We start from the raw sequence: 23,984 nt of genomic DNA, 5'->3' as shown, positions 1-23,984 counted from the left end.
ACCTACTGAAAGATCACACCTAGCGCCAGCCTGTCTTGGCAACGGCAAGGCATGACCGGCGCGCCACCGAAGCGGGGCGCGCCGGTTTCGCTAACGGCGTGTGCGTGCGACATAGTCGGGGCGACGCAGCGTTTTAGTGGGTCGCCGCTGCGGTGGCCGCCGCTCCGTTTGTGCGCGTACGCCGCTGCGCCTGTGTTTTCGGCGCCGGGCGTTCGTGGTGGATGCTCGAAGGCATCGGGCCCTTGCGCTTGCGCCGGTGGGGCAGCGCCATGCGCAGGATCCTTTTCGCCACACCGCCGAGCTGTTTCGAGAACGGGCCAGTGTTGTAGTTGAGGTTGTAGCGCTCGGCGATGGCCTGAATCTTCGGGCCGATTTCGCGATAGCGATTCGACGGCATATCCGGGAACAGATGGTGCTCGATCTGGTAGCCCAGATGACCGGTGAGCACATGGAAGGGCACCGAGCCGTTCACGTTTGACGAGGCCAGCATCTGGCGCAGATACCACTCGCCCTGGGTTTCGTTCTCGGTTTCCTCGATACGAAACATCTCGGCCTGCTCGGTGAAATGCCCGCAGAAGATGATCAGAAACGACCAGACATTGCGATTGAAGTTCGCCACCAGGTTGCCGGAAAACACGAACGGCGCCATCGGCCCGGCCAGCACCGGGAACAGCACATAGTCCTTGAGCACCTGCCGGCGGACCTTGCGCCAGATATCGCGGCCCTGCGATAGCGCCTCGGCGTAGCTCTTGTCTTTGCCCAGGCGTTCCCATTCGAGATCGTGCAGGGCCACGCCCCACTGGAAGAAGGCGGCGAGAACGAGTACATAGAACGGCTGGAACAGAAAGGCCGGATTCCATTTCTGATCTTCGCTCATGCGCAGGATGGAATACCCCAAGTCGCGATCCATGCCCACGATATTGGTGTAGGTGTGGTGCATGTAGTTGTGCGAATGCTTCCACTCGCGGCCCGGACAGGTGTTGTCCCAGTCGTAGGTGGCCGAGTCGAGCGCCGGGTCCTGCATCCAGTCCCACTGACCGTGCATGGCGTTATGGCCGATTTCCATGTTCTCCAGAATCTTGGAGAGCGATAGCAGCGCCGTGCCGGCCAGCCAGGCTGGCGGCAGGATGCCTGCGAATAGCAGCGCACGGCCGGCCACTTCGGAAAAGCGTTGGGTATTGAGCACGCGATAGATATAGCGCGCGTCGTCCTTGCCGAGGCTATTCATCACCTCGTCGCGCAGCGCGTCGAGTTCGGCGCCGAGTTGCTCGACGTCGGCGTCGGTTAAATGTGTCGGTCGGCCCATGGTGTTCTCCTCGGATAGGTATGACGGCGTTATTGCATTGAGAACGCCTGTTAGATTTCCAGCGCGACGTCGCCCGCCGCGGCGTGGATACAGATCTGGATATCGGTATCGCGAATCTCGTGGACTTCGTTGTTGCGCAGGTCGCGTACCGTGCCCTCGCTCACGCGGCACTTGCAGCTATGGCAGATACCCATGCGGCAGCCGTAGGGCGGGTTCAGCCCCGCGTTTTCGGCGACTTCCAGCAGCGAGCCTTCGTCACCGGACGCGGCCACGTCGGATTTGATGAAATGCACCTCGCCTTCGCCCTCGGCGGCCTCGCGGCGGGTGGATTCGAACTGTTCGCGAAAGATCGGTTTCGTTGTGCGCGTATCGAGCAGTTCCTGGGCGGCGTCCATGAAGCCCGACGGCCCGCACAGCCAGGTCATGCGTTCGGCAAGCTCGGGCACCTCGCGATCGAGCGTTTCACCGTCGATACGGCCGTGCTTCTGGGTATAGCGGATGATCAGCGTAAGCCGCGAATGCTCTTCGGCCAGTGCCGCGAGCTCGTCGGTATAGATCATGTCTTCGGCCGTCGTGGCGTAATGCATGAACACCACGTCCGGCAGACAATCCTGGCCGATCCAGGAACGCAGAATGCTCATCACCGGTGTGATGCCGCTGCCCGCGCTGAGGAGAAAAGCCAGCGCCGGCGGCTCCACGTTGGGATAGAACTCACCTTCGGGATGGCTCAGATAGACCAGTTGCCCTTCCTCGGCATGGTCGACCAGGAAATTGCTCACCACGCCGTCGCCGTTGCGCTTGACTGTAATCTCCACGCGCTTGTCGCCTGCAGCGCTGGCGATGGAAAAGCAGCGGCGATGACGAACGCCGTCGAGGTCGATACCGAACAGAATATGCTGGCCCGGCCGCGGGGTGACCCAGTTGTCGTTGGGGGCGATCGTGAGCGTCACGCTGTCTTCGGTCTGGCGCTCGACGTCGGCAATACGCCCGCGCGGCTCGTTGATGGATAGCTTGCTGTCGATCAGCCCCAGGTAGTGATCGACCGACAACGGGCTCGTCAAAGACTCGGCCAGGGAGCTTTGCAGCACCTTCTTCACGATCGGCTTCATTGGTTCTCCTCTCTCGGCGGGGCCGTTGCAATCGTGCTGGCTTGGGCGCGCTTCGACTGCTTGTTTTGGTTTGTTGTAGCACAGCTCTTTTTGTTTCCGGTATGCCCGTGCTGTTCTTCGCTTACACCGCCATGAATCGTACTCGTCGTATAAAAACGTCTTTATCAATCGAGGCGTAAGGTTCGGAAACGTTATCTTTTAAGTTTAGTTCCGCTAAATCAGCCGTTTAGATTTGGCGCTTGTGCAACGCGTATTCGCTTGGCGCGGTGGCGAATGATCGCGAGCGGCGTCACGAGACGATTTTAAAACCGCAGACGGGAATGTCGGACACAAGCGCTGGGCGGTTAAGACAAGAGCAACGTCGCGCAAGTCAGCAGCGGATCAAGCGTTCAAACGCCGTCCGGCAGAAGGCGCCGACACGTAACTCAGTTCGTTGTCGAGGCGGCCAATGCAAGATCGAATTGGCGTAACAGTGCGTGCAGGGTCGGTGTCGCCCGGCCGGACGTCACGATGGCGATATCCGCTGTGTCATCGACCGGGGCTGGCTCCGTTTCGGATAAGTCGCGGCCAGCCTTGGAGACCGTGAGCACATGGCGTGCTATCGCGGGCGCCGGGTCGAGCCACGTAACCGGCCAGGGGGCGCGTTGCTCGAAAACCTTCGTAAGAAAGGGGTAATGGGTGCAGGCGAGTACAACGATATCGGTTCTTCGACTCGCCTTTTCGATGAAACAGGGCGCGATCTCCGTACGAACCGTGTTGCTGTCGTACGGCGTGCCTTGAACATGTGCTTCGGCCAGCCGTGCCAGGTGTCGGCTGCCCACGAGATTGAGATCGCAGTGGGCGGCGAATGTTGCGATCAATCGGCGCGTGTAGTCGCGCCGCACGGTCGCCGGTGTGGCAAGTACCGAGATCAGGCCCGAACGGCTTTGCTCGGCCGCCGGTTTGATTGCCGGCACGGTGCCCACGAAGCACGCGCCCGGATAGGCCGCGCGTAGATCAGCGAGGGCAAGAGTCGCTGCGGTATTACAGGCGATGACGGTGATCTCCGGGGTGTAGTCAGCCAGCAGACCGCTAATCAGACTTATGAGGCGAGCGCGCAGGCGATCTTCGTCCCAATCGCCGTAGGGAAAACCGGCATCGTCGGCCACGTAGATCAATCGGCGGTCGGGCAGTACGCGCCGGATTTCGCGCAGTACCGTCAGGCCACCGATGCCCGAGTCGAATACCAGAATAGGGCGCCGTGCCATGCGTCGTAGGGCTGCCTGAGCTAGCCCGCTATTCTGGCATGGCGGCGCCGATCGTCGTTTGGCGGCTAGAGCGTGACCGCGCCGCCATCGGCACGCGGATCGCTCGCACCTTCGCAATAGCCCTCGGGGTGACGCACCACCGCGCCCGCGTGGCCAGCCAGATCGGAGAACGCATCGATCATCTCGACCTGATGGCCGGTGGCGATGAGTTCTTCCACCAGCGCCGGATCGAAACGATTCTCCAGCTTGAGGCTGGTGGTGGCATCGCCCCAGGTCTTGCCGAGCAGCCAGCGTGGTGCGGTCACCGCGCGTTGCAGGCCCTGACCGTACATCGCATAGCGCGAGAAGACTGCGGCCTGCGTCTGCGGCTGACCTTCGCCGCCCATGGTGCCGTAAGCCATCACGCGCCCGTCATTAAGTTCGGCCATGGCGGGGTTGAGGGTATGGAACGGGCGCTTGCCGGGCGCGAGCTGGTTGGCGCCCGGGGCCAGGGAGAAACCGGCACCGCGATTCTGGAACGCCACGCCAGTGTCGGGACAGGTCAGCCCCGAGCCGAACTCCCAGAACACGCTCTGAATGAAGCTCACCATGGTGCCGTCGCGGTCGGTCGCACCCATCCAGATGGTATCGCCGCGTTTGGCTTCGTAGGGCCAGTCCAGGGCCTTGCGCGGGTCGATCGCGGCATGCAGTTCATCGAGATACGCGGCCTCCAGCCACGATTCGGCCGGGCGCGTCATATGGTCGGGGTCGCCCAGTTCCGCGTTGCGGATCAGGAAAGCCTGCTTGGTCGCCTCGATCAGCCCGTGCAGATGATCGAAGCCCTCGGCTTCGGCCACCTTCAAACGGTCGAACAGGGCCAGAATCATCAACGACGACACGCCCTGGGTGGGCGGCGGCATATTGTAGATCGTGCCCACCGACAGTTCCGTCGACAGCGGGGCGACGAGTTCGGCCGCGCATTGTGCGAGGTCGGATGTACGCAGCGGCGACCCCATGGCCTCCAGATAGGCGCCATGCGTTGCCGCCAGCGAACCGGTGTAATAGCTGTCGAGCCCTTCGCGCGCCAGCGTCTCGAGCGTATTGGCAAGCGCGTTCTGAACGAAGATGTCGCCCTCGCGCGGGACGTGGCCGTTGGGCAGAAAAATACCCGCAAAACCGGGCACATCGCGCAGCTCGTTCGCCTTGGCGGCGGTGCAGGCAGCTTGATTGCCGGTGGTCACAAAGCCCTCGCGGGCATGCGCGATCGCCGGCGCGAGCAGGGTCTCCAGCGCCATCGGCTCGCGTTCGAGCTGGTTCAGCGCAGCCTGCCATCCGGCGATCGTCGCCGGTACGGTCAGCGCGGCCTGCGCGCCGCGCGCCGGGATCTGGTCGCGATGACCGTGCTCGGCATACCAGTCCGGCGTAGCCAGCGCCGCAGCCCGACCGCAAGCGGAAATGCCGATCGTCGCCTGACCGGGTTTCTTGATCAGCCAGAAGCCGTCGCCGCCGATCGAATTCATATGCGGATAGACCACGGCGATAGTTGCCGCGCTGGCCACCATGGCTTCAATGGCATTGCCGCCAGCAGCGAGCACGTCGCGCCCGGCGAGCGCGGCGGATAGATGAGGGGCGGTGACACAGCCGTAACGGCCTTTCGCGCTTTGCAGCATAGATAACGTCCTCAATGACTAGCGGCGTTGCCATACCGGCTCACGCCCGAGTTGATAGTGCGTCGCCGCGAAATGATGACGGATGCGACGCGCGCATGCTGGCCTCAGTTGGTGGCTTTCGACCTGCAGACACCTGTCCGCACCACCAGGCAATGCGTCGAGACATCGTTCGGTCGCAGATCATTACATGGCATAGGCGTTGCATACAACGACGCGTTCAACTGCTCGCTTGTGACGGCGAAAGGAGAGTGTTGTGGCATCGACCTGCTTGCGAAGACGGTCCACTTCGACGGTGAAGCGCGCGTACGGCGCGAATATCGTGGCCGCTGCGCCGGATTATTGCGGCCGGCCGTGGGCAGGCCAGCGATGAGCACTACGCTCCATACGGTCGGTGCCTTTTGTCGCGACAATCCGGCGGCCCTGGCACCGACGGGCGAGGGCGTGCTCAGTGGGCTGCTTTTTGCGGTCAAGGATGTATTCGATATTGCCGGTACGCGGACCGGGTTCGGCCAGCCGCAGTGGCTGGCTTCGCACCCGCCGGCGGATACCAATGCCGATTGCATCGATCGCCTGTTGGCGGCTGGCGGGGAACTGGTCGGTCGTACGATTTCCGATGAGCTGTGCTACTCGTTGACGGGTGACAATATCCATTACGGTGCCCCGGCGAACAGCTGGGGCCTCGGCCGCCTGGCCGGCGGCTCCTCCAGTGGCTCGGCGGCGGCGGTATGTGCCGGGCTGGTGGATTTCGCGCTGGGTACGGATTGCGGTGGTTCGGTGCGGGTGCCGTCGAGTTATTGCGGCCTGCTCGGCCTGCGCACGACCCATGGCCGGGTCGCCACGCGCGGTTTGCTGCGCTTTGCCAGCCAGTTCGATTGCATCGGCTGGTTCGCCCGCGATGCCCATATCTTCGAACGGGTCGGGCGCGTGCTCTTGCCGGATGCCCGGGAGCAGGGCGCTTTCAAGCGTGTATTGATTGCCACCGACGCCTTCGAAGCGGTGGATACGGAAATCGCGGCCGCCTTCTTGCCGGCGCTGGAAACGCTCGGTGCGCAGGCCGATCGAATGCAGGAAATACAGCTGGCCGAAGACGGCCTGGCCGAATGGTTCGAGACCTTTCGTATCATCCAGGCCGCCGATGTCTGGGACGCGCTGGGTGATTGGGTCGCACAAACTCGTCCCACGCTTGGCCCCGGTGTGCGCGAGCGTATCGAACAGGCCGGGCAGATCAACGCCGCGCAGCTGCGCGAAGCCCAGGCCCATCGCGCCGAGATTGTTAAGCGGCTCGACGCGCTGATCGGCGAAGACGATGTCGTGGTCCTGCCCACGACACCGCGTCCCGCGCCGCCGCGCGGCGCTACGGATGAGGCACTGGAAACCACCTATCGCTACCAAGCGATGTCGTTGCTGTGCAGCGCCGGGCTGGCCGGCTTGCCGCAGATGAACCTGCCGTTGGCGATGAAGGACGGTCTGCCGTTGGGGCTATCGATCATGACGCGTCGAAACGGCGATATGCGCCTGATTGAACTGGCCCGTCGTGTGTGTCCGCAGGCCCCGGTGCCGCCCAAGGCGGTGCCGGCATGAGTCAGTCGCTCGAACAGGTCAACCGGCGCGATGTGGTCGCCGAAGTCACGGATGCGCTCATGCGCTATGAAGCCGCGCTCACCGGTAACGATATCGATACGCTCGACGAACTGTTCTGGACCAGCGAGCACACGGTGCGCTTCGGGGCGACCGAAATGCTCTATGGTTACGACGAGATCCAGGCGTTTCGCAAGTCACGCAGTCCTGCGAATCTCGATCGCCGGATACGGCATATCGCAATTACGACGTTCGGCGAGGATTTCGCCACCGCCAGTGTCGAATTCGAGCGCGACGGTGCGGACGGCGTCTCGATCGGCCGGCAAAGCCAGTGCTGGGTGCGCTTCGAGGCGGGCTGGCGAGTGGTCTCGGCGCACGTGTCTGCGTTGCCAAAGAATTGATGGGTGTGTAAAACGCCGGGTGAGTCGGTCGCCGATGCAGCGCCGACCGACCGCCCGTCGATTCGCGATCACCGGCCCCGGTTCGGGCTTTTGGACTGTCGCGGCATCGCCGGCCCCCTTCCCACGCGTGTTCCATTGCCATGCCCGATCCTGTCGATGTTTCCGAAGAACTGGCTGCTATCGAAGAGCGGTCGCCGCTGCTGGTTCGCCCCGGGTTTCTGATTCGTCGGCTGCACCAGATTCATAGCGCGCTGTTCACCAAGGAAACCGAGGGATTCAATATCACCCCGGTGCAATACAGCGTGCTCACCGCGCTGGCCGAACACGGCGAGTTGGATCAGATGACGCTGGCCCACGAGATCGGGTTGGAACGCACGAGCGTAGGCGAGGTGCTGCGTCGGCTTGAGCAGCGCGAACTGGTCGAACGCCGGCAGAGTACTGAAGACGGGCGCGTACGCCTGACCCGCGCCACCCATAAAGGGCGCCAGCACGTGCAGCAGATGACCGCTGCGGTACAGCGCGCCCACGAGCGCACGGTCGAAGCCCTCGCCGGGCCGGATCGCGACCTGCTGGTCCTGTATCTGGCGCGCCTGGTGGAGGCGAACAACGAGATGGGCACCGTCCCGTTTCGGCTGCGTTAGCACGCCTGTTCTGCCGCGTCGTCTCGCAACCAGTGGTTGGGGCGGGGCCGGGCATCGAATCCCCCGATCGTTTGCCGGCGATGCACTGAGCGTACGGCGACCCGGGTCGTGCCGCATCGATATGTGAGGTGCGCCACATAAATTCCCCATGCTGGTGCAGCAGCGTTTTTTTTTAGAGCACGAGGCAGTTGGCGTTCGGCGCCCAGTCATCGCCTAGTGAGGGGTGTGCCACTTAATTTATAAATATTTAAAACAATATATATTAGTTACTTACGTGTCATATGTTGTATGCAACGTCGTGTATTGGCATAGGCCTTGCGCTCTCTGGGTATCGCAGATCGCAAGATGCAGGAGCCAGAATGTCGACAACGGTGTTGAAAGGCGGTCGGGTCGTGGACCCGGTGACGGGTACGGATGAACAGGCCGACCTGGTCATACAGAACGGTATTGTTACCGGTCTGAACGCACCCTATGCTTCGGACGCCGAGGTTATCGACTGTACGGGCAATCTCGTTTTGCCGGGCATGATCGATACGCATGCCCATATCTATCGCTATGTGACCGGCCGCTTCGGTCTCGATCCGGATATGGTTGGCGTGCGCTCGGGCGTGACCACGCTGGTCGACCAAGGCGGGCCGAGCTGTATGACGCTGCCGGGCTTTCGCCATTTCATCGCCGAGCCGGCGAAAACGCGTGTGCTCGCCTTCATCTCGGCCTATCTCGTTGGCGGGCTGGAAGGGCACTACTACCCGCAGCTCTATCAGCCGGAGTGTCTGGATATCGATGCCACCGCCAAGGCGGTCGACGCGAATCCTGATTTGGTGAAGGGGATCAAGGCGCACGCCGAGTTGGGCGGTTTCCAGCGCTGGGGCATGGATGTGATCAAGCTCGCGGCCCAGATCGGGCGGCAGTCGCGCATGCCGGTCTATCTGCACTTCGGCCAGCTCTGGCCGTCGCCGGAAGATCCGATGGATATCGATCCGGACACCATCTTTCCGAGCGTGCTCGAACTGGTGAAGCCGGGCGACGTGCTCGCGCATCCGTTCACCCGTCATCCCGGTGGTTTTGTGGACAAGCACGGCAAGGTCCATGAGCTCATTCGCGACGTGATCGAAAAGGGCGTGAAGATCGATGTGGGCCACGGCTCGCACTTCAGCTTTGATGTCGCTCGCAAGGTGCTCGATGCCGGCATCGTGCCCAACACCCTCGGCGCCGACATGCACGGCTACAACACGCGTATCGCGCCGCCGCCGGGCACGCCGGATATCCATTCCGACCCCGAAGAAGGCGATCACATGTTCGCGGGCGCGGTACGGTTTTCGCTGACCTCGGCGATGACCAGCATGCTCGCGCTGGGGCTCACGCTCGATCAGGTCGTGCCGATGGTGACCTCCAATGCGGCGGCCCTGCTCGGCATGGCCGACGAGATCGGCCATCTCAAGCCGGGCGCGGTCGCGGACGTGTCGGTACTCAACGACGAGCGCGGCCAATGGACGCTGCGCGATAACGAAGGCCATCGCGTGAGCGCCGAGCGCATGCTCACGCCGCGCTTTTGTCTGCGCGCGGGCGAGCGTTTCGATGCCGACGCGCCCACGCTGCCCCAGTTCACGCCGGCCCAAGCCTCGGCATGACCGGCGCCCCGCCCGACACCCAGGCCAAGGGCATCGGCGCCCGGCTCGCGCGCAAGGAAGATGCGCGTTTTCTGAGTGGCCGGGGCGAGTTCGTGGCCGATATCCGGCGCCCCGGCATGTTGGACGTGGCGTTCGTACGTGCGCCGGTGGCCCATGCCCGCATCGTGGACATCGAAAAACCGGAAGGCTGGGAATCGCTGGTCTACACCATGGCCGATATGGCCGAGGTGAAGCCGATTGTTGCCGCCTCCAAGCTGCCCGGCTTTCAGAAATCCGAGCAGTATCCGCTGGCAAAGGACAAGGTCCGTTTCGTCGGCGAAATGGTGGCCATGTGTGTGGCACCCAGTCGCGCCCGTGCCGAGGATCTGGCCGAGCAGGTGTTCGTCGATTACGAAGACCTGCCGGTCGTTTCGGATATGCATGCCGCGGCCAACGGGACGGCCGAAGGCAAGCTGCACGAGCACTGGGATTCCAACGTTTTCCTGGAAACCCAAGTCGACAATAAGGCGGGCATAGCTGACGACGTCGTGAGCGTGCGCCGGCAATTGTCCACTTCGCGACAGTGTCAGGTGCCGCTGGAAGGCCGCGGCGTCGTCTGTTGGTGGGACCATCGGCTCAATCGCCTGGAAATGACCAGCGCGGCACAGATGCCGCATATCAACCGAACCGGCCTGGCCGAATGCCTGGGCCTGGATGAAGGCCAGGTACGCGTCGTCTCGCCCGACGTGGGCGGCGGGTTCGGCTACAAGGGCATTCTGCTGCCCGAAGAAATCTGTTGTGCGTGGCTGGCGATGAAGCTCGATCGCCCGATCCGGTGGATCGAGGATCGAAACGAGCATCTGTCGGCCAATGCCAACTGTCGCGAACACGCCTACGACATCAGCGTGCACGTCGAGCGTAGCGGCCGGCTGGCCGGCATCGACTGCGATGCTATCGTGGATTCGGGCGCCTATTCGTCATATCCGTTTTCGGCCTGTCTGGAAGCGGCCCAGATCGGCTCGATTCTCCCCGGGCCGTACAAGATGGACAGCTACAGCTGTCATACGCGCTCGGCGGCGACCAACAAGCCGCCGATCCTGCCGTATCGCGGCGTGGCCCGCACCGGCGTGTGTTTCGCGCTGGAGGTGATGCTGGATATCGCCGCCCGCGAGCTGGGCATCGAGCCGTTCGAGCTGCGCGAGCGCAGTCTCGTCGGCCCCGACGACATGCCCTATACGAACATCACGAACAAGCTGTTCGACTCCGGCGACTATATCGCCTGCATGCATCGCGCGGTCGAAGCGCTCGACTGGTCCGGCTGGCGCGCGCGCCAGGCCGAAACCAATGGCCGCAAGCGGATCGGCCTGGGCCTGGCCACGTTCTGTGAACAGGGCGCCCACGGCACGTCGGTCTACCACGGCTGGGGCATTCCGATGGTGCCCGGCTACGAGCAGTGCAATGCGCGCGTGACCACCGACGGCATTCTCGAACTTCAGATCGGCGCGCATTCGCATGGCCAGAGCATGGAAACAACCATGGCCCAGGTCGCGAACACCGTGCTGGGTATCGACCCGGAACAGGTGCGCATCATGCACGGCGATACCGGCGGTTCGCCGTATTCCACCGGGACCTGGGGCTCGCGCAATGCCGTGATGTCAGGCGGCGCGGTCGCTGCCGCCTGTGAAAAACTCGCCGATCGCGTGCGTCGTCTGGCCAGCCACTTGATGGACGTCGCAGCGGACGATCTGATCTTCGAAAATGGCGGTGTGGTCAGCGGCGATCGCAGCCGTTCGATGACGCTTGCCGACATCGCGCATACCTGGTATCGCGCGCCGCAGCTGTTGCCGGACGACGTCGACCCGGCCGGGCTCGGCCTCGTTGCCGGCTACAAGATGCGCCCGGATATGGGCACATTCAGCTATGCCACCCATGCGTGCGCGGTCGAGGTGGATACCGTCACCGGCGCGGTCAAGCTGCTCGACTACGCCATCTGCGAAGACGGCGGCGTGCTGCTCAACCCGATGGTGGTCGAAGGCCAGCTGCTCGGCGGCCTGGCCCAGGGCATCGGTACTGCGCTCTACGAGGAAATACCCTTCGACGACGAAGCCCAACCATTGGCCTCGACGCTGGCCGACTACATGGTGCCGGGCGCGGCCGAAATGCCGCATCTCACTATCGAGCATATGGAAACGCCGAGTCCGTTCAGCACGTTCGGCCAGAAAGGTATCGGCGAAGGCGGGGCGATTGCGCCGCCCGCGGCGATCACCAATGCGGTCAACGATGCGCTGGGCGGCCTGGGCGCCGAGATTCATAGCGTGCCGATCAGCCCCGAACGGGTGATCGCGGCATTGGAGGCGGCGCATGAAAGCGATTGATTACCGCATCGAACGCGCGTCCGATGTGGCCGGGGCAGTCGAAGCGCTGCAGGCCGACCCGTTCGCCAAACCGATCGCCGGCGGCCAGTCGCTGGGGGCCATGCTCAATCTGCGTCTGGCCCAGCCGGAATGCGTGATCGATATCGTCGGGCTGGACGCGCTCAAGGGCCTGCGTATTGAGAGCGACGAGATGGTCATCGGCCCGCTCGTAACGCATGCCAGGCTCGAAGACGGCCGTTACGACGATGCGACGGGCGGCATGCTGGCGCATGTGGCGGCCGGTATTGCCTACCGAGCCGTACGCAACAGCGGCACCATCGGCGGCAGCATCTGTCATGCCGATCCGGCGGCCGACTGGATAGCCGCGACCGCCGCGCTGGGTGCGACTTTCGATATCCAGGGCCCGGATGGCACCCGTCAGGTCGCCGCCCGCGACTTCATGACCTCGGCGTTCGAGACAACACTGGCCGAGGCCGACGTACTCACCGCGATCCGCGTGCCGGCGCTCGGCGACACCGCGCGCTGGTCCTATCGCAAGTTCTGCCGCAAGACCGGCGAATTCGCGCTGGCCATTGTCAGCGGCGTGGTCGACGGCCAGACCGGCATCGAGCGGCTGGTGTTCTCCGCACTCGACGGCGCGCCCGTGGTGATCGAACGCGCAGGCCTGTTCGACGAACTGGCCGAGCCAGACGCCCGCCAGGTCTTGCTCGACGACGACGCCTTATCAATCAGCGGCCATCGCCGCGCCCTGCATGCCGGCCTGCTCGCCGACGTGATTGCTGATATCCGAGGTACCGCATGAGCGCCCATCTCGAATTCCCCGAAAGCCATACGGTGACGTTCCGACTGCATGTGAATGGCGAGGAACGCGAAGTCAGCGCCGAACCGCGCACGCACCTGGCCGATGTGCTGCGCGAGCACTGTGGCCTGACCGCGACCCATCTGGGCTGCGAGCAGGGCGTATGCGGTGCCTGCACGGTCGAGATCGACGGTGTGCCGCAGCGTTCCTGTCTACAGTCCGCCACGCGCTTCGAAGGCCGCGAAATTCGTACCCTCGAGGCCTTCGAAAACGACCCGCTCGGCGCGGCCCTGCGCCGTGCCTTCAGCGAAGAACATGCCCTGCAATGCGGTTACTGCACGCCCGGCATGCTCATTACCGCGCGCGACATCGTGCAGCGCCTGCCGCAGGCCGACGAGGCCCGTATCCGCGAAGAGCTGGCCGGCAATCTGTGCCGTTGTACCGGCTATCGCGGCATCGTGCGGGCGATTCAGCGCGTGCTCGAAACCTATCCCCACGAGAGTTCCGATGGACGTTAAACAACGCTTCACGATCGCCGCCCCGGCCGACGATGTCTGGCAGGCCTTTCAGGATCCGGCGTTGCTGGTGGATTGCCTGCCCGGCGCCACGCTGCGTGAACCGGTCGAAGACAACCAGCTCAAGCTGACCTTTCAGGTCAAGCTCGGTCCGATTTCGGCGGCGTTTGCCGGCGAAGGTGAGTTGCGTCTCGATGACGCCGCGCGCACCGGCGGCCTGCAGGGCTGCGGTACCGATCGCAAGAGCAACAGCCGCGTGAAAGGCGAAGCCGCCTTTGCTGTTTTCGACGAAGGGGCCGCAACCGCGGTCGAGCTGAACGTGTCTTTCTCGATCACCGGCAAGCTGGCCCAGTTCAGCCGCGAGGGCATCGTCAAGGCGTTGGCCGACCAGCTCACACGCGACTTTGCCGACAACCTGCAGCAGGCGCTCCAATCCGAGCCCGAGCCGGCCCAAGCGGCAACCGATGCATGTGTGTCTGCGGACGAAACCCGCCCGACGCCCGAACGCGCCGAGATGCCGGCCGGCTCCCGCCCGCGGCTGAAATCGGTGGATACGAGTTCGGTCAATGCACTGAGCCTGATCTGGCGGATGATCGTGAACTGGTGGCGCCGGCTGCTGGGCAAATCGTCGGCATGAGCGCTGTTGTCGCAAACCGGCTTGAGGCCAAGCGCGCACAGATGGCCGCGCTTTTCGAGGGCGCCCGTCTGCGTGGCGTCGCGCGGCTCGGCGATGTACGCCCGGCGCTCGGCGACGATGTGCTGCTGCATGCCGGCCCGCCGCTTGATACGCGCGCGCTGTCGTATCCGTTACGCAATGCGGCCATCCACGCGCTCGTCTATGCCGGCAGAACGGCTGACGAAGCCGCCGAAGCGATTGACGCCGGTGCGGTTCAGCTGGCGCCGGCTCAGGACCACGGCGTGGTCACGCCGCTGGCCCAGGTGGTGTCGACCGCGATGCCGGTCTTTCAAGTGGGCGACGACGGCCACGACATGTTGGCGCCCATCGCCGAAAGCGCGCCGCCAGCGCTGCGTTTTGGTTCGGCAGACGACATCTGTGTGAGCCATCTGCGTCAACAGGCCGAATGGGCGTTCGATGTACTGGCACCCCGTTTGGCCGCGGTGCCGTTGCCGGTGTGCGACTGGATCGATGTGTCGCTGGTGGCCGGCGACGAATGCCATGCCCGTACTGCGGTAGCCAACGATCGCCTGCTGTTCGTGCTGAATGACTTGCCGCACGACTACCGCGAATCGATTGCCGCGAACGCCAACTTTGTCTTGCCGATTCTGATGGCGGCAAGTGCCTGGGCAATGCACAAACACGGCGGCTCGATCGCGTCGGTGGGTGGCAATGGCCGCTGCTTCGGCGTGCGCTTCGCGGGCGAAAAAGCCTGGCGCACGACGGGCGCCGGCGCGCCGACCGGCGTCCGTATGACCGATTGCGAACAAATACCGGTGCTGGGCGCGGTTGGCGACAGTCCGGTGATCGATTTTTGTGGTCTGGGCGGCCAGGCGCTCACTTTCGCGCCCGCCCTAGTTGACGCCTGGCACGAGCTGTTACCGACAGATGCCGACACGCGGGCCGAGGCGGTCTGCGATGCGGCGACCGGTTTGGTCTGTCGTCATCGCATTGCGGCAAGCGGGCGGGTGCCGCTTGTGCATCTGGCCATGGTTGCGGATACGCCGGACGGTGGATTGGCCGGGCGCGGTTTCTACGCGCCAGACCTGGCCTTGTTTGGGGGATAGCGGGGCTGCGTCGTGGGGGCGGCGCAGTCGCGCTTTTTTTAACTGAGGCGGCGTCGTTGCCGTAGTAACGACCCCGCGATGCTGCGCCGCAGCACGTAGTCGACTGCGCGACGTGGCATGCCGCAAAGAAAGCAGGACGACGGCGTCGATATCCGGCGCCGACCGACGAAACGACAACCGTATGTCGCGATAACTGCCGGTGGCGTATCCGCCGCGGCGGGTCGTGTCACCGAAAAGAGGGTTCGATGGACGCTAGCGCATTTCTGCATTACCTGACCTTGCCGTTGCTGTGGGAGGGGTTGAAGACAGCGATGATCATCGCCGTGCTCGCGTTCGCGGCGGCGCTGCCGTTCTCGCTGGGCATGGCGATGATGCGCATGTCGCACTACCGGATCGTGCGGCTGTTGCCCATTCCCTTTATCTGGGTCATGCGCGGCACGCCGATCCTGTTGCAGCTGTTGTTCTGGTACAACGTGCTGCCGCTGGTCGGCCTCGGCCTGAGTGCATTCTGGACGGCGGTTCTGGGCCTGATGCTCAACGAGATCGCCTTCATGTCGGAGATCATCCGCGGCGGTCTGCAGTCGATCAAGAAGACCCAGCGCGATGCGGCCAGTGCACTGGGTTTGAGTTCCTGGCAGATCATGCACCGCGTGATCATGCCGCAGGCGATGCGCTCGATTGCCCCGGCGATGGCCAACGAAGGCATGGTCATCGTCAAGCACACCTCGCTGGCCTCGGTAATCACCGTGCAGGAGCTCACGCTCAGCAGCGAGCAGGTGGTGTCGACCAATTTTCAGTATGTCGAGGTCTTCCTGGCGGCCGGCGTGCTCTATCTGGGCGCCACCACGTTGATCGCGCTGGCCCAGAATTATCTCGAGCGCCATCTCGATCTCGAACGGCGCGGGCACGCTATTGCGATCGCGGCCCAGGCCGGGCGTGAACGCGGCGAGAACCCGCTCACCGGCGAGACGGCGCCGGCCGGTGCCGAGAGTGGCGGCAAGACAATCGATACTGAAGCGCCGGCCCTGCAGAAATTTCTCAATCCCGGACGGGCGCTTGCAAACAAGGACGGCAGACGCGCCGACGGCCCGCGCCGGCCGTATGTGGTGATCAACAAGGTCGCCAAATCCTTCCACGGCAAACGCGTGCTGCGCGACGTGTCGTTCAATATCTTCCCGGGCGAGGTGGTGTTTCTGATCGGGCCCAGCGGCTCCGGCAAGACCACGCTGCTACGCACCATCAACCGTCTGGAAACCGTTGACGACGGCGAGATCACCGTGGGCGGCCAGTTCGTGGGCTATCGCGCCTCCGCCGGTCGTCCGGTGCCCCTGCGTGATGCGGCGCGCTCTCGCGCCAGGGTCGGCGTCGGCATGGTGTTTCAGCATTTCAATCTGTTCGACCACCTGACCGTGCTCGAAAACGTGATCGAAGCGCCGGTACGCGTTCACGGCACGAAACGCGATCAGGCCCGTGCCGAGGCTCGCGAGCTGTTGGCCTGGGCCGGGCTGGCCGAATACGAAAACCACTATCCGCATCAGCTGTCCGGTGGCCAGCAGCAGCGTATCGCCATCATTCGTGCGGTGGCGACGCGACCCAAGCTGCTGCTGTTCGATGAGCCGACCTCTGCGCTTGATCCCGAGCTTGTCAACGAGGTGCTCGACCTCATGCGCAAGCTCGCCGAATCCGGCATGACCATGGTGGTGGTCAGCCACGAGATCGTGTTCGCCCGCGACTGGGCCGACAAGGTCGTGTTCATGGAAGACGGCGAAATCGTCCAGCACGGCGCGCCGGAAGAGGTCTTCAACTCGCCGGACAACCCACGCACGAAGAATTTCGTGCATCTGATCGAGCAACGTTCCGAAGGTAGACCATCCAAAACTCAAGAGGTATGAGCCATGACCGAGACCACACCCTTCAAGAAACTGATGACCGCGTCCGCCCTGCTGGCTGCCGCCGTGACTGCAGCACCGGCATTCGCCGCCGACGGTGATTCCTACACGATTGCCACCTCGGCTGATTTTCCGCCGTTGAGCTATCGCGATTCCGAAGATACCTCGAAGATCATCGGCTTCGAGATGGACATGATCGAAGCCATGTCCGAGCACGGCGGCTGGGACTACGAGCTCAAGACCAGTGCCTTCAACGGCCTGCTGCCGTCGCTCAAGAGCGGGCGCGTGGATATGGTGGTATCCGATATCTACAACACGGCCGAACGGCGCAAGAGCGTGGATTTCATCAACTACATCGAAAACGGCTTTGCCGTGATGGTGCGAGCTGAAGACGCCGATTCTTTGACCAGCTACGACGATATGTGCGGCAAGAATATCGGCATTCTCACCGGTAGCGCGCCGGAGATGGATGCTGTGACCGCGGCCAGCGAAAAACACTGCGAATCGCAGGGCAAACCGGCCATCCAGCCGAAGTCGTATCCGTCGGTTGCCCAGGAAATTCCGCAGCTGGCCAACGGTCGTCTATCCGGCATTCTTGAAACGCTGACCACGCTCGCCTATGCCCAGAGTCAGAACGAAGGCAAGTTCGAGATCGCCTTCCGCGACCCGAACACCACGAAAGTGGGTATCGCGCTTCGCAAGAACAGCGAGTTCGCCGATGACATCAAGCAAGACATGGCCTGGTACATGAGCTCGGGCAAGGCCGACGAAAATGCCAAGAAATGGGATATTCCCGTGGAAGCACTGATCAAGAACGACAGCGAATAGCCGGTTGTAGACGCTGTCCCCTGCAGCGTCGCGAAGATGAAAAAGCGGATACGGGCTTCGGCCGGTATCCGCTTTTTTGCGTTGGCCCGTGTTCGAGCCGCTCGCGGTGCGCCGTCGCCGCGTATGCACACTTTTGGGGCACAAGGGTAGATCCGCTTCCCCGCCATTGCTCAAGCCTTGCAGTTTGGCCATTCCGACGACCCGAACACGTCTGTAATCAATATGTATGCAAGCTGGTACACAAATTGCGATAGCCCCGGTCTGGTTTGAAATCCGCTATGGCGCAACAGGCGCGCTGCGGGTAATCGACACGGGACCGTCATGGATCGTAGAACCTTTCTCAAGAACAGCGCGCTGATCGCGGGCGCGGCCGGCAGCCTGCCGTTGTTCAAGTTCATGCCGGCCCATGCGGCTGGCAACCGCGAAACGCTGATCGTGGTTACGGGTTCCGGCCCGAACAGCATGGATATTCATCGCGAGGGTACGAACCGGCCCAGCTATGCGATCGCAGTCAATCTCTATGATCGATTGCTCAGCTACGGCACGAAAACACTGGACGACGGCACCGTCTCGTACGACTACGAAACACTCGTGCCCGAAGTGGCCGAAAGCTGGGACGTCGCCGACGACAAGATGTCGGCGGTATTTCATCTGCGCAAGACAGCCACCTTCTGGGATGGCAAGCCGATTACCGCGCATGACGTGAAATGGTCGTTCGATCGTGCAGTCACCGTTGGCGGCTTTCCCACCGTGCAGATGAAAGCCGGCTCGCTGGAAAAGCCCGAGCAGTTCGAAGTGATCGACGAGCACACCTTCAAGATCAATTTCCTGCGTCCGAGCAAGCTCACGCTGCCGGATCTGGCCGTGCCAGTGCCGATTATCATCAATTCGGAAGTGGCCAAGGCCCATGCCACCGATGACGACCCCTGGGCGACCGATTATCTGCACCGCACGCCGGCCGGCGGTGGCGCCTACAAGCTGCTGCGCTGGGATCCGGGCGAGCAAACCGTCTACGAACGCTACGACGACTGGCAGAACGGCGAGGTGCCGGCACTCAAGCGGGTAATCATCCGCGAAGTGCCGTCCGCGTCCACGCGCCGTGCGCTCATCGAACGCGGCGATACCGATATCTCGCTCGATCTGCCGCCCAAGGAAGCAGCCGATCTGCATGCCAGCGACAAGATCAACGTAGCCGGCGTGCCCATCGAGAACTGTGTCAACGCGCTCGGCCTGAATGTGGAAATGGCCCCTTTCGACGACAAGCGCGTGCGCCAGGCCATTGCCTATGCGCTGCCCTACGAAAAGATCTTCGATGCGGCGGCCTACCGGCGTGGGCGCATGATGCACGGTGGCCAGTCGTTTACGCCGGCATCGGCAGACTGGCCACAGCCGTTTCCCTACGACACCGATCTCGACAAGGCCCGTGCGCTGCTTGAAGAAGCCGGCCACGGCAACGGTTTCGAAGTGCCGCTGTCAATAAATCTGGGCCTGGCGCAATGGACCGAGCCGACCGCGCTGCTGATCCAGGAAAGCCTGGGCAAGATCGGCATACGCACGCCGATCGACAAGATTCCCGGCGCGAACTGGCGCACCCAGGCGCTGGTCGAGAAAAGCCTGGCCATGCACCTGAAGAACTTCGGCGGCTGGCTCAATTATCCCGACTACTACTTCTTCTGGGCCTATGTGAAAGGCCATCTGTTCAACTCGATGAACTACAGCAATCCGACCATCGATACGTTGGTCGACGAGACGCTGCATATCCCGGTCGACGATCCGGCCTATGTGCCGAACATCAAGCAGATGATCGCGATCGCTTTCGAGGACGTGCCGTTGATACCGCTTTGGCAGCCGAACCTCGACGTGGCCATGCAGAAGAACGTGCAGGGCTACGAGTACTGGTTCCATCGCCAGCTCGATTGCCGGCCATTGAAGAAAGTCTGATCCATGTCCGGTCTGGCCACGATTGCCAAGCGTCTGCTCGAAGCACTGCCGACGCTGTTCGGCGTGATTCTGGTAACGTTTATGCTCACGCGTGCACTGCCGGGCGATCCGGCGGTGTTCTACGCGGGCCCGGCTGCGGATGCCGAATCCATTGCCCAGGTGCGCCATGCGATGGGGCTGGATCGCAGCTTGCCGGTGCAGTTTGCAAGCTATGTGGAAGGCCTGGCTGCGGGCGACTGGGGCGTGTCGCTCAGCACGGGTCGCGATGTCACCGAAGAGCTGAGCCGGCGCCTGCCGGCATCGCTCGAATTGACCCTGCTCGGTCTGCTGATCGCGATCGTGGTCGCAATTCCGTTGGGGGTACTGGCTGCAACGCGACCGAACAGCTGGGTCGATCATATCTGTCGGATTATTGTGACCACCGGCGTATCCATGCCGGTGTTCTTCACCGGCCTGTTATTGGTTTATGTCTTCTACTACCTGCTCGGCTGGGCACCGGCACCGCTCGGGCGGCTGGATTTCATGCATATCGCCCCGGATCGGGTCACCGGGCTCTATCTGGTCGATAGCCTCATCGCGGGGGATGTCGAGGTTTTCCGGGCCAGCCTGGCGCATATATTTCTGCCCGCGCTCACACTCGGCATCTTCGCGCTCGCCCCGATCGCGCGCATGACCCGGGCCGCCATGCTGGATGTGTTGTCGAGCGACTATATTCGCACCGCCCGTGCCAGCGGGCTGGCCACGCGCACGGTGTTGTTCACCTATGCGCTGCGTAATGCGCTGCTGTCGGTGCTCACGACGCTGGGCATGGTGTTTTCGTTTTTGCTGGGCGCGAATGTGCTGGTGGAGAAAGTCTTTTCCTGGCCGGGTATCGGCTCGTTTGCGATCGATGCGCTCGTGGCATCGGACTACGCGGCGGTCCAAGGCTTCGTCCTGGCGATGGCGCTGCTGTTCGTTACGCTCAACCTGACTATCGACCTGCTGTACGCGGTGATTGATCCCAGAATTAGGGCCGCATCCTGATGGCTGCCGCCTCGACATTCACCCATGCCCGCTATGTGCTCGGCGAGAACCCGCTGACGGTTGTTGCTTTTGCGATGTTCTTTGTTCTGGTGCTGCTGGCGGCTTTCGGCCCATGGATTGCCCCCTACGACCCGCTGGCCAGCGATACCGCGATCAAGCTCATGGCGCCGTCCGCCGAGCACTGGTTCGGCACCGATCATCTGGGCCGCGATGTGCTCAGCCGCGTGATCGTGGCCACCCGGCTCGACTTGATGATTGCCCTCTCGGCCGTCGCGCTCGCGTTTTTTGGCGGCAGCGTGCTGGGTAGCCTCGCTGGCTACTACGGCGGCTGGACTGATCGCGTGATCGGCCGCGTCATCGATACGGTGATGGCATTTCCCTTGTTCGTGCTGGCGATGGGCATCGTCGCGGTGCTGGGTAACAGTGTCGAGAACATCGTCTACGCCACCGCGGTGATCAACCTGCCGTTTTATGCGCGTGTGGCCCGTGCCGAAATCGGCGTGCGCCGTGAATCGGGTTTCGCAGCCGCTGCCAAGGTGGCCGGCAACGGCAATATCGGCGTGCTCGCGCGCCATCTCTATCCGAATATTCTGCCGGCTATGATGGTGCAGCTGTCGTTGAACATGGGCTGGGCGATATTGAACGCGGCCGGGCTGTCGTTCATCGGTCTGGGCGTGCGCCCGCCGACACCGGAGTGGGGGATCATGGTCGCCGAAGGCGCCCAGTTCATCGTCTCCGGCGAATGGTGGCTGGCGGTTTTCCCCGGCGTATCGCTGATGATTGCCGTGTTCTGCTTCAACATGATGGGCGACGGGCTGCGCGATCTGATCGACCCGAGGCGACGCACATGAGCGCGTTGCTGGAGGTCTCCGATCTGAGCGTGGAGTTTCGTAGCCGGGCGGGTACGGTGCATGTGCTCGACCATGTGGCGCTGTCGATCGCACGCGGCGAAACCCTGGCCGTGGTGGGCGAAAGCGGCTCCGGCAAGTCGGTCGCGGCGTTTTCGATCATGGGCATTCTCGACGATGCGGCGCGGATTCCGAACGGACAGGTGCAGTTCGGCGGTATGGATCTGCTCAACGCCAACCGCCGCGATCTGGATGAAGTACGCGGGCGCGAAATGGCGATGATCTTTCAAAGCCCGCGGACTGCGCTCAACCCCATTCGCAAGGTCGGCCACCAGATTGAAGACGTGCTGCGCCGGCATGGCCCGGTCGCCCGGGGCGACGCGAAACGGCGCGCAATCGAAGCGCTCGAACAGGTGCGTATTCCCGACCCGGCGCGCCGCTACGATGCCTACCCGTTCGAGTTGTCGGGCGGGCTGTGTCAGCGCGTGATGATCGCGATCGCCCTGTGCTGCAAGCCGCGCCTGCTGATCGCTGACGAGCCCATCACGGGTCTGGATGTGACCACCCAGGCCACGATCATGGATCTGCTCGCCGAGCTTGGCCGCGAGACCGGGCTGGCTACGCTGTTGATTACCCATGATCTGGCCCTGGCCTCGCAGTACGCCGACCGAATTGCGGTCATGCATGCCGGTCAGGTCGTCGAAACCGCGCCGACGGCGTCCTTGTTTGCCGCGCCGCGACATCCCTATACCGCTGGCCTGATGGCGGCGACGCCGACCAGCACTACGTCACTCGATGCGCTGGAATCGGTGCCCGGGCGTATTCCGCCGCTCAATGCCGATCTGCCCGTCTGTCGGTTTGCCGAGCGCTGCCCGCGCCGGGTCGCCGAGTGCGACGACCCCGGCCCGCGCTTCGACGCCGATGTGCAGGCGCCCGATCATTATTTCGCTTGTCGGAGGCCGCTATAAAACCGTTGCTCGACATCCAGGGCTTGTCCAAGCTGTATCCGGTTTCCGACGGCGAGTCGGCGCCCATGCGTGCATTGCGCGGTTGGGCCCGCCACCAGCCGCGCCCGGCGCCGAAGCTGCATGCGGTCGATGATGTGAGCTTCACCATCGGCACGGGCGAAAGCGTCGGCCTGGTCGGCGAGTCCGGCTGTGGCAAATCGACGCTGGTGAGTCTGATCACGCGGCTGATCGAGCCCAGTGCGGGCACGATCCTGTTCGAAGGTAAGGATATTGCTGCCATCAATACCCGCGCGTTCGCGCGCACCCCCGAGCGCGGTGCGATCCAGGTCGTCTTTCAGGACCCGCACGACAGCCTCAACCCGCGGCATAGCGCCTTCGATGCGATTGCCGAACCGTTGCGGCGTCTCAAGAAACGATCAACAGCGGAATGCCGGCCGCGCGTGGCCGAACTGGCCCGCGATGTGGGTTTTCCGGAAGAGCTGCTGGACCGGCTGCCGCACCAGCTGTCGGGCGGCCAGAAAGCGCGCGTGAACATTGCCCGGGCACTTGCGCCCGAACCACGCCTGCTGGTGCTCGACGAGCCCACCTCGGCGCTCGATGTGTCGGTACAGGCGGTGATTCTCAAGCTGCTGGACGATCTGCGTACGCGCCTGGGCATCAGCTATCTGTTCGTGTCCCACGATCTGAACGTGGTGCGGCTGCTCTGCGACCGCGTGATCGTGATGTATCTGGGCCGTATCGTGGAAACCGGCACCGCCGAGCAGGTCTTCGAACAGGCCGCGCATCCGTACACGCGCGCGCTGATCTCGGCCATCCCGCGCACGATCGAGGAAAGTCCGGTCGAACGGATTCACCTGCCGGGCGATCCGCGCAGCCCGGTCAATCCGGACCCGAACGTGTGTCGTTTCTATGGCCGCTGCCCGCGCGGCGTCGACCTCTGCCAGGAATCCGAACCGCGCCTGCTGAGCATGGCACCCGAGCACTCGGCGGCCTGTCATTTCGCCGAAGAGGTTCAGGAGAGCGCGCTCGCCCAGGGCTGAGAGCCTCGACTTAGGCTTTTCGACGTGTCACTGCCGCGTTGGCTTTACTGTGCTTCGGCATCGTGCAGGTTATCGAGCAGCACGTTGTAGATGTCATCGCCGTCAAGTGCAGTGAACTCGAAGCCGGATTCGTCGCCAAGATTTCCAAAACGTTCCAGAGCGGATTCTTGCGCGCCAACGTAGGCCATCGCCCAGCTGGAAAAGGAGCGTTTGTTCGATGGCTCGAACAGCAACACCGTCACGTCGGAATGGCGCTCGTCGCACTGGATGCGCTCGAACGTTGCCTGGATCGCGTTGTGCGGGCCTTCGAGCACCTGGGCGAAGCAGCCCGTATTGAACATCAGTGCGCCGGTGACTTCCGCGAGGCGGTTGTTTTCGCGCGAAGTTTTCAGGATGCCGTCGATCTGGGTATCGATCTCGTCGGTAATATCATTGCGGCTCATATAGACGAGGCGGTACAACACAGCGGTCATG

General features: G+C 63.1%; 21 protein-coding genes. 16 read left to right on the top strand and 5 right to left on the bottom strand.

What is annotated here, in order from left to right:
• Positions 1-133: 133 nt before the first annotated feature.
• The 4 genes from SSPSH_RS04780 to SSPSH_RS04765 form a co-directional block, all read right to left on the bottom strand.
• Complete coding sequence (locus SSPSH_RS04780; protein ID WP_006913769.1) at positions 134-1,306, bottom strand: fatty acid desaturase family protein; 1,173 nt, start codon at positions 1,304-1,306, stop codon at positions 134-136.
• Positions 1,307-1,356: 50 nt separating this feature from the next.
• Entirely contained in the window at positions 1,357-2,415 is a 1,059-nt protein-coding gene (locus SSPSH_RS04775; RefSeq protein WP_006913770.1) for a ferredoxin reductase, read from the bottom strand.
• Positions 2,416-2,840: 425 nt separating this feature from the next.
• Entirely contained in the window at positions 2,841-3,662 is an 822-nt protein-coding gene (gene murI, locus SSPSH_RS04770; RefSeq protein WP_006913771.1) for a glutamate racemase, read from the bottom strand.
• A 65-nt stretch (positions 3,663-3,727) separates the two neighbouring features.
• Positions 3,728-5,311, bottom strand: coding sequence for a gamma-glutamyltransferase family protein (locus SSPSH_RS04765; protein ID WP_006913772.1), 1,584 nt, complete (start codon positions 5,309-5,311; stop codon positions 3,728-3,730).
• A gap of 366 nt (positions 5,312-5,677) precedes the next feature.
• Here SSPSH_RS04765 and SSPSH_RS04760 point away from each other — a divergent pair, with 366 nt between their 5' ends.
• The 16 genes from SSPSH_RS04760 (at position 5,678) to SSPSH_RS04685 (ending at position 23,510) form a co-directional block, all read left to right on the top strand.
• A complete protein-coding gene (locus tag SSPSH_RS04760) occupies positions 5,678-6,892 on the top strand; it encodes an amidase (RefSeq protein WP_006913773.1) in 1,215 nt (404 codons plus the stop codon).
• Entirely contained in the window at positions 6,889-7,290 is a 402-nt protein-coding gene (gene hpxZ, locus SSPSH_RS04755; protein WP_006913774.1) for an oxalurate catabolism protein HpxZ, read from the top strand. The genes SSPSH_RS04760 and hpxZ overlap by 4 nt, the downstream gene beginning before the upstream one ends.
• A 140-nt stretch (positions 7,291-7,430) precedes the next feature.
• Complete coding sequence (locus tag SSPSH_RS04750; protein ID WP_006913775.1) at positions 7,431-7,931, top strand: MarR family winged helix-turn-helix transcriptional regulator; 501 nt, start codon at positions 7,431-7,433, stop codon at positions 7,929-7,931.
• Positions 7,932-8,290: 359 nt separating this feature from the next.
• Positions 8,291-9,562 (top strand): amidohydrolase/deacetylase family metallohydrolase, encoded by a 1,272-nt coding sequence (locus tag SSPSH_RS04745; RefSeq protein ID WP_006913776.1) that lies wholly within the window; start codon positions 8,291-8,293, stop codon positions 9,560-9,562.
• Complete coding sequence (locus tag SSPSH_RS04740; protein ID WP_006913777.1) at positions 9,559-11,916, top strand: xanthine dehydrogenase family protein molybdopterin-binding subunit; 2,358 nt, start codon at positions 9,559-9,561, stop codon at positions 11,914-11,916. Before SSPSH_RS04745 ends, SSPSH_RS04740 begins: the two co-directional genes overlap by 4 nt.
• Positions 11,903-12,718, top strand: a complete 816-nt coding sequence (locus SSPSH_RS04735; protein ID WP_006913778.1) for an FAD binding domain-containing protein — start codon at positions 11,903-11,905, stop codon at positions 12,716-12,718. The genes SSPSH_RS04740 and SSPSH_RS04735 overlap by 14 nt, the downstream gene beginning before the upstream one ends.
• Positions 12,715-13,233, top strand: coding sequence for a (2Fe-2S)-binding protein (locus SSPSH_RS04730; protein ID WP_006913779.1), 519 nt, complete (start codon positions 12,715-12,717; stop codon positions 13,231-13,233). Before SSPSH_RS04735 ends, SSPSH_RS04730 begins: the two co-directional genes overlap by 4 nt.
• Positions 13,223-13,867, top strand: a complete 645-nt coding sequence (locus tag SSPSH_RS04725) for an SRPBCC family protein (protein ID WP_006913780.1) — start codon at positions 13,223-13,225, stop codon at positions 13,865-13,867. Before SSPSH_RS04730 ends, SSPSH_RS04725 begins: the two co-directional genes overlap by 11 nt.
• Complete coding sequence (locus SSPSH_RS04720; RefSeq protein WP_021031427.1) at positions 13,864-14,973, top strand: oxamate carbamoyltransferase subunit AllG family protein; 1,110 nt, start codon at positions 13,864-13,866, stop codon at positions 14,971-14,973. Before SSPSH_RS04725 ends, SSPSH_RS04720 begins: the two co-directional genes overlap by 4 nt.
• 245 nt (positions 14,974-15,218) lie before the next feature.
• Complete coding sequence (locus tag SSPSH_RS04715; RefSeq protein ID WP_006913782.1) at positions 15,219-16,865, top strand: amino acid ABC transporter permease/ATP-binding protein; 1,647 nt, start codon at positions 15,219-15,221, stop codon at positions 16,863-16,865.
• Positions 16,866-16,868: 3 nt separating this feature from the next.
• On the top strand, positions 16,869-17,690 hold the full coding sequence (locus tag SSPSH_RS04710; RefSeq protein WP_006913783.1) for an ABC transporter substrate-binding protein: 822 nt from the start codon (positions 16,869-16,871) through the stop codon (positions 17,688-17,690).
• A gap of 321 nt (positions 17,691-18,011) precedes the next feature.
• On the top strand, positions 18,012-19,631 hold the full coding sequence (locus SSPSH_RS04705) for an ABC transporter substrate-binding protein (RefSeq protein ID WP_006913784.1): 1,620 nt from the start codon (positions 18,012-18,014) through the stop codon (positions 19,629-19,631).
• A 3-nt stretch (positions 19,632-19,634) separates the two neighbouring features.
• Positions 19,635-20,654, top strand: a complete 1,020-nt coding sequence (locus tag SSPSH_RS04700; protein ID WP_006913785.1) for an ABC transporter permease — start codon at positions 19,635-19,637, stop codon at positions 20,652-20,654.
• Positions 20,654-21,505 carry an ABC transporter permease gene (locus SSPSH_RS04695; protein ID WP_006913786.1) on the top strand — a complete coding sequence of 284 codons (852 nt, stop codon included), beginning with the start codon at positions 20,654-20,656 and terminating at the stop codon, positions 21,503-21,505. The genes SSPSH_RS04700 and SSPSH_RS04695 overlap by 1 nt, the downstream gene beginning before the upstream one ends.
• Positions 21,502-22,470, top strand: a complete 969-nt coding sequence (locus SSPSH_RS04690) for an ABC transporter ATP-binding protein (protein WP_006913787.1) — start codon at positions 21,502-21,504, stop codon at positions 22,468-22,470. Before SSPSH_RS04695 ends, SSPSH_RS04690 begins: the two co-directional genes overlap by 4 nt.
• Positions 22,471-22,475: 5 nt before the next feature.
• Positions 22,476-23,510: an oligopeptide/dipeptide ABC transporter ATP-binding protein gene (locus SSPSH_RS04685; RefSeq protein ID WP_006913788.1), complete on the top strand. Its 1,035-nt coding sequence runs from the start codon at positions 22,476-22,478 to the stop codon at positions 23,508-23,510.
• 44 nt (positions 23,511-23,554) lie between these two features.
• Here SSPSH_RS04685 and SSPSH_RS04680 read toward each other — a convergent pair whose 3' ends face one another.
• On the bottom strand, positions 23,555-23,983 hold the full coding sequence (locus tag SSPSH_RS04680; protein ID WP_006913789.1) for a BLUF domain-containing protein: 429 nt from the start codon (positions 23,981-23,983) through the stop codon (positions 23,555-23,557).
• Position 23,984: the final 1 nt, after the last annotated feature.

The organism is Salinisphaera shabanensis E1L3A, from assembly GCF_000215955.2.
Lineage (GTDB): Bacteria > Pseudomonadota > Gammaproteobacteria > Nevskiales > Salinisphaeraceae > Salinisphaera > Salinisphaera shabanensis.
Note: the sequence above shows the minus strand (reverse complement) of the source record. Positions and strands in the feature narration are given on the sequence as shown.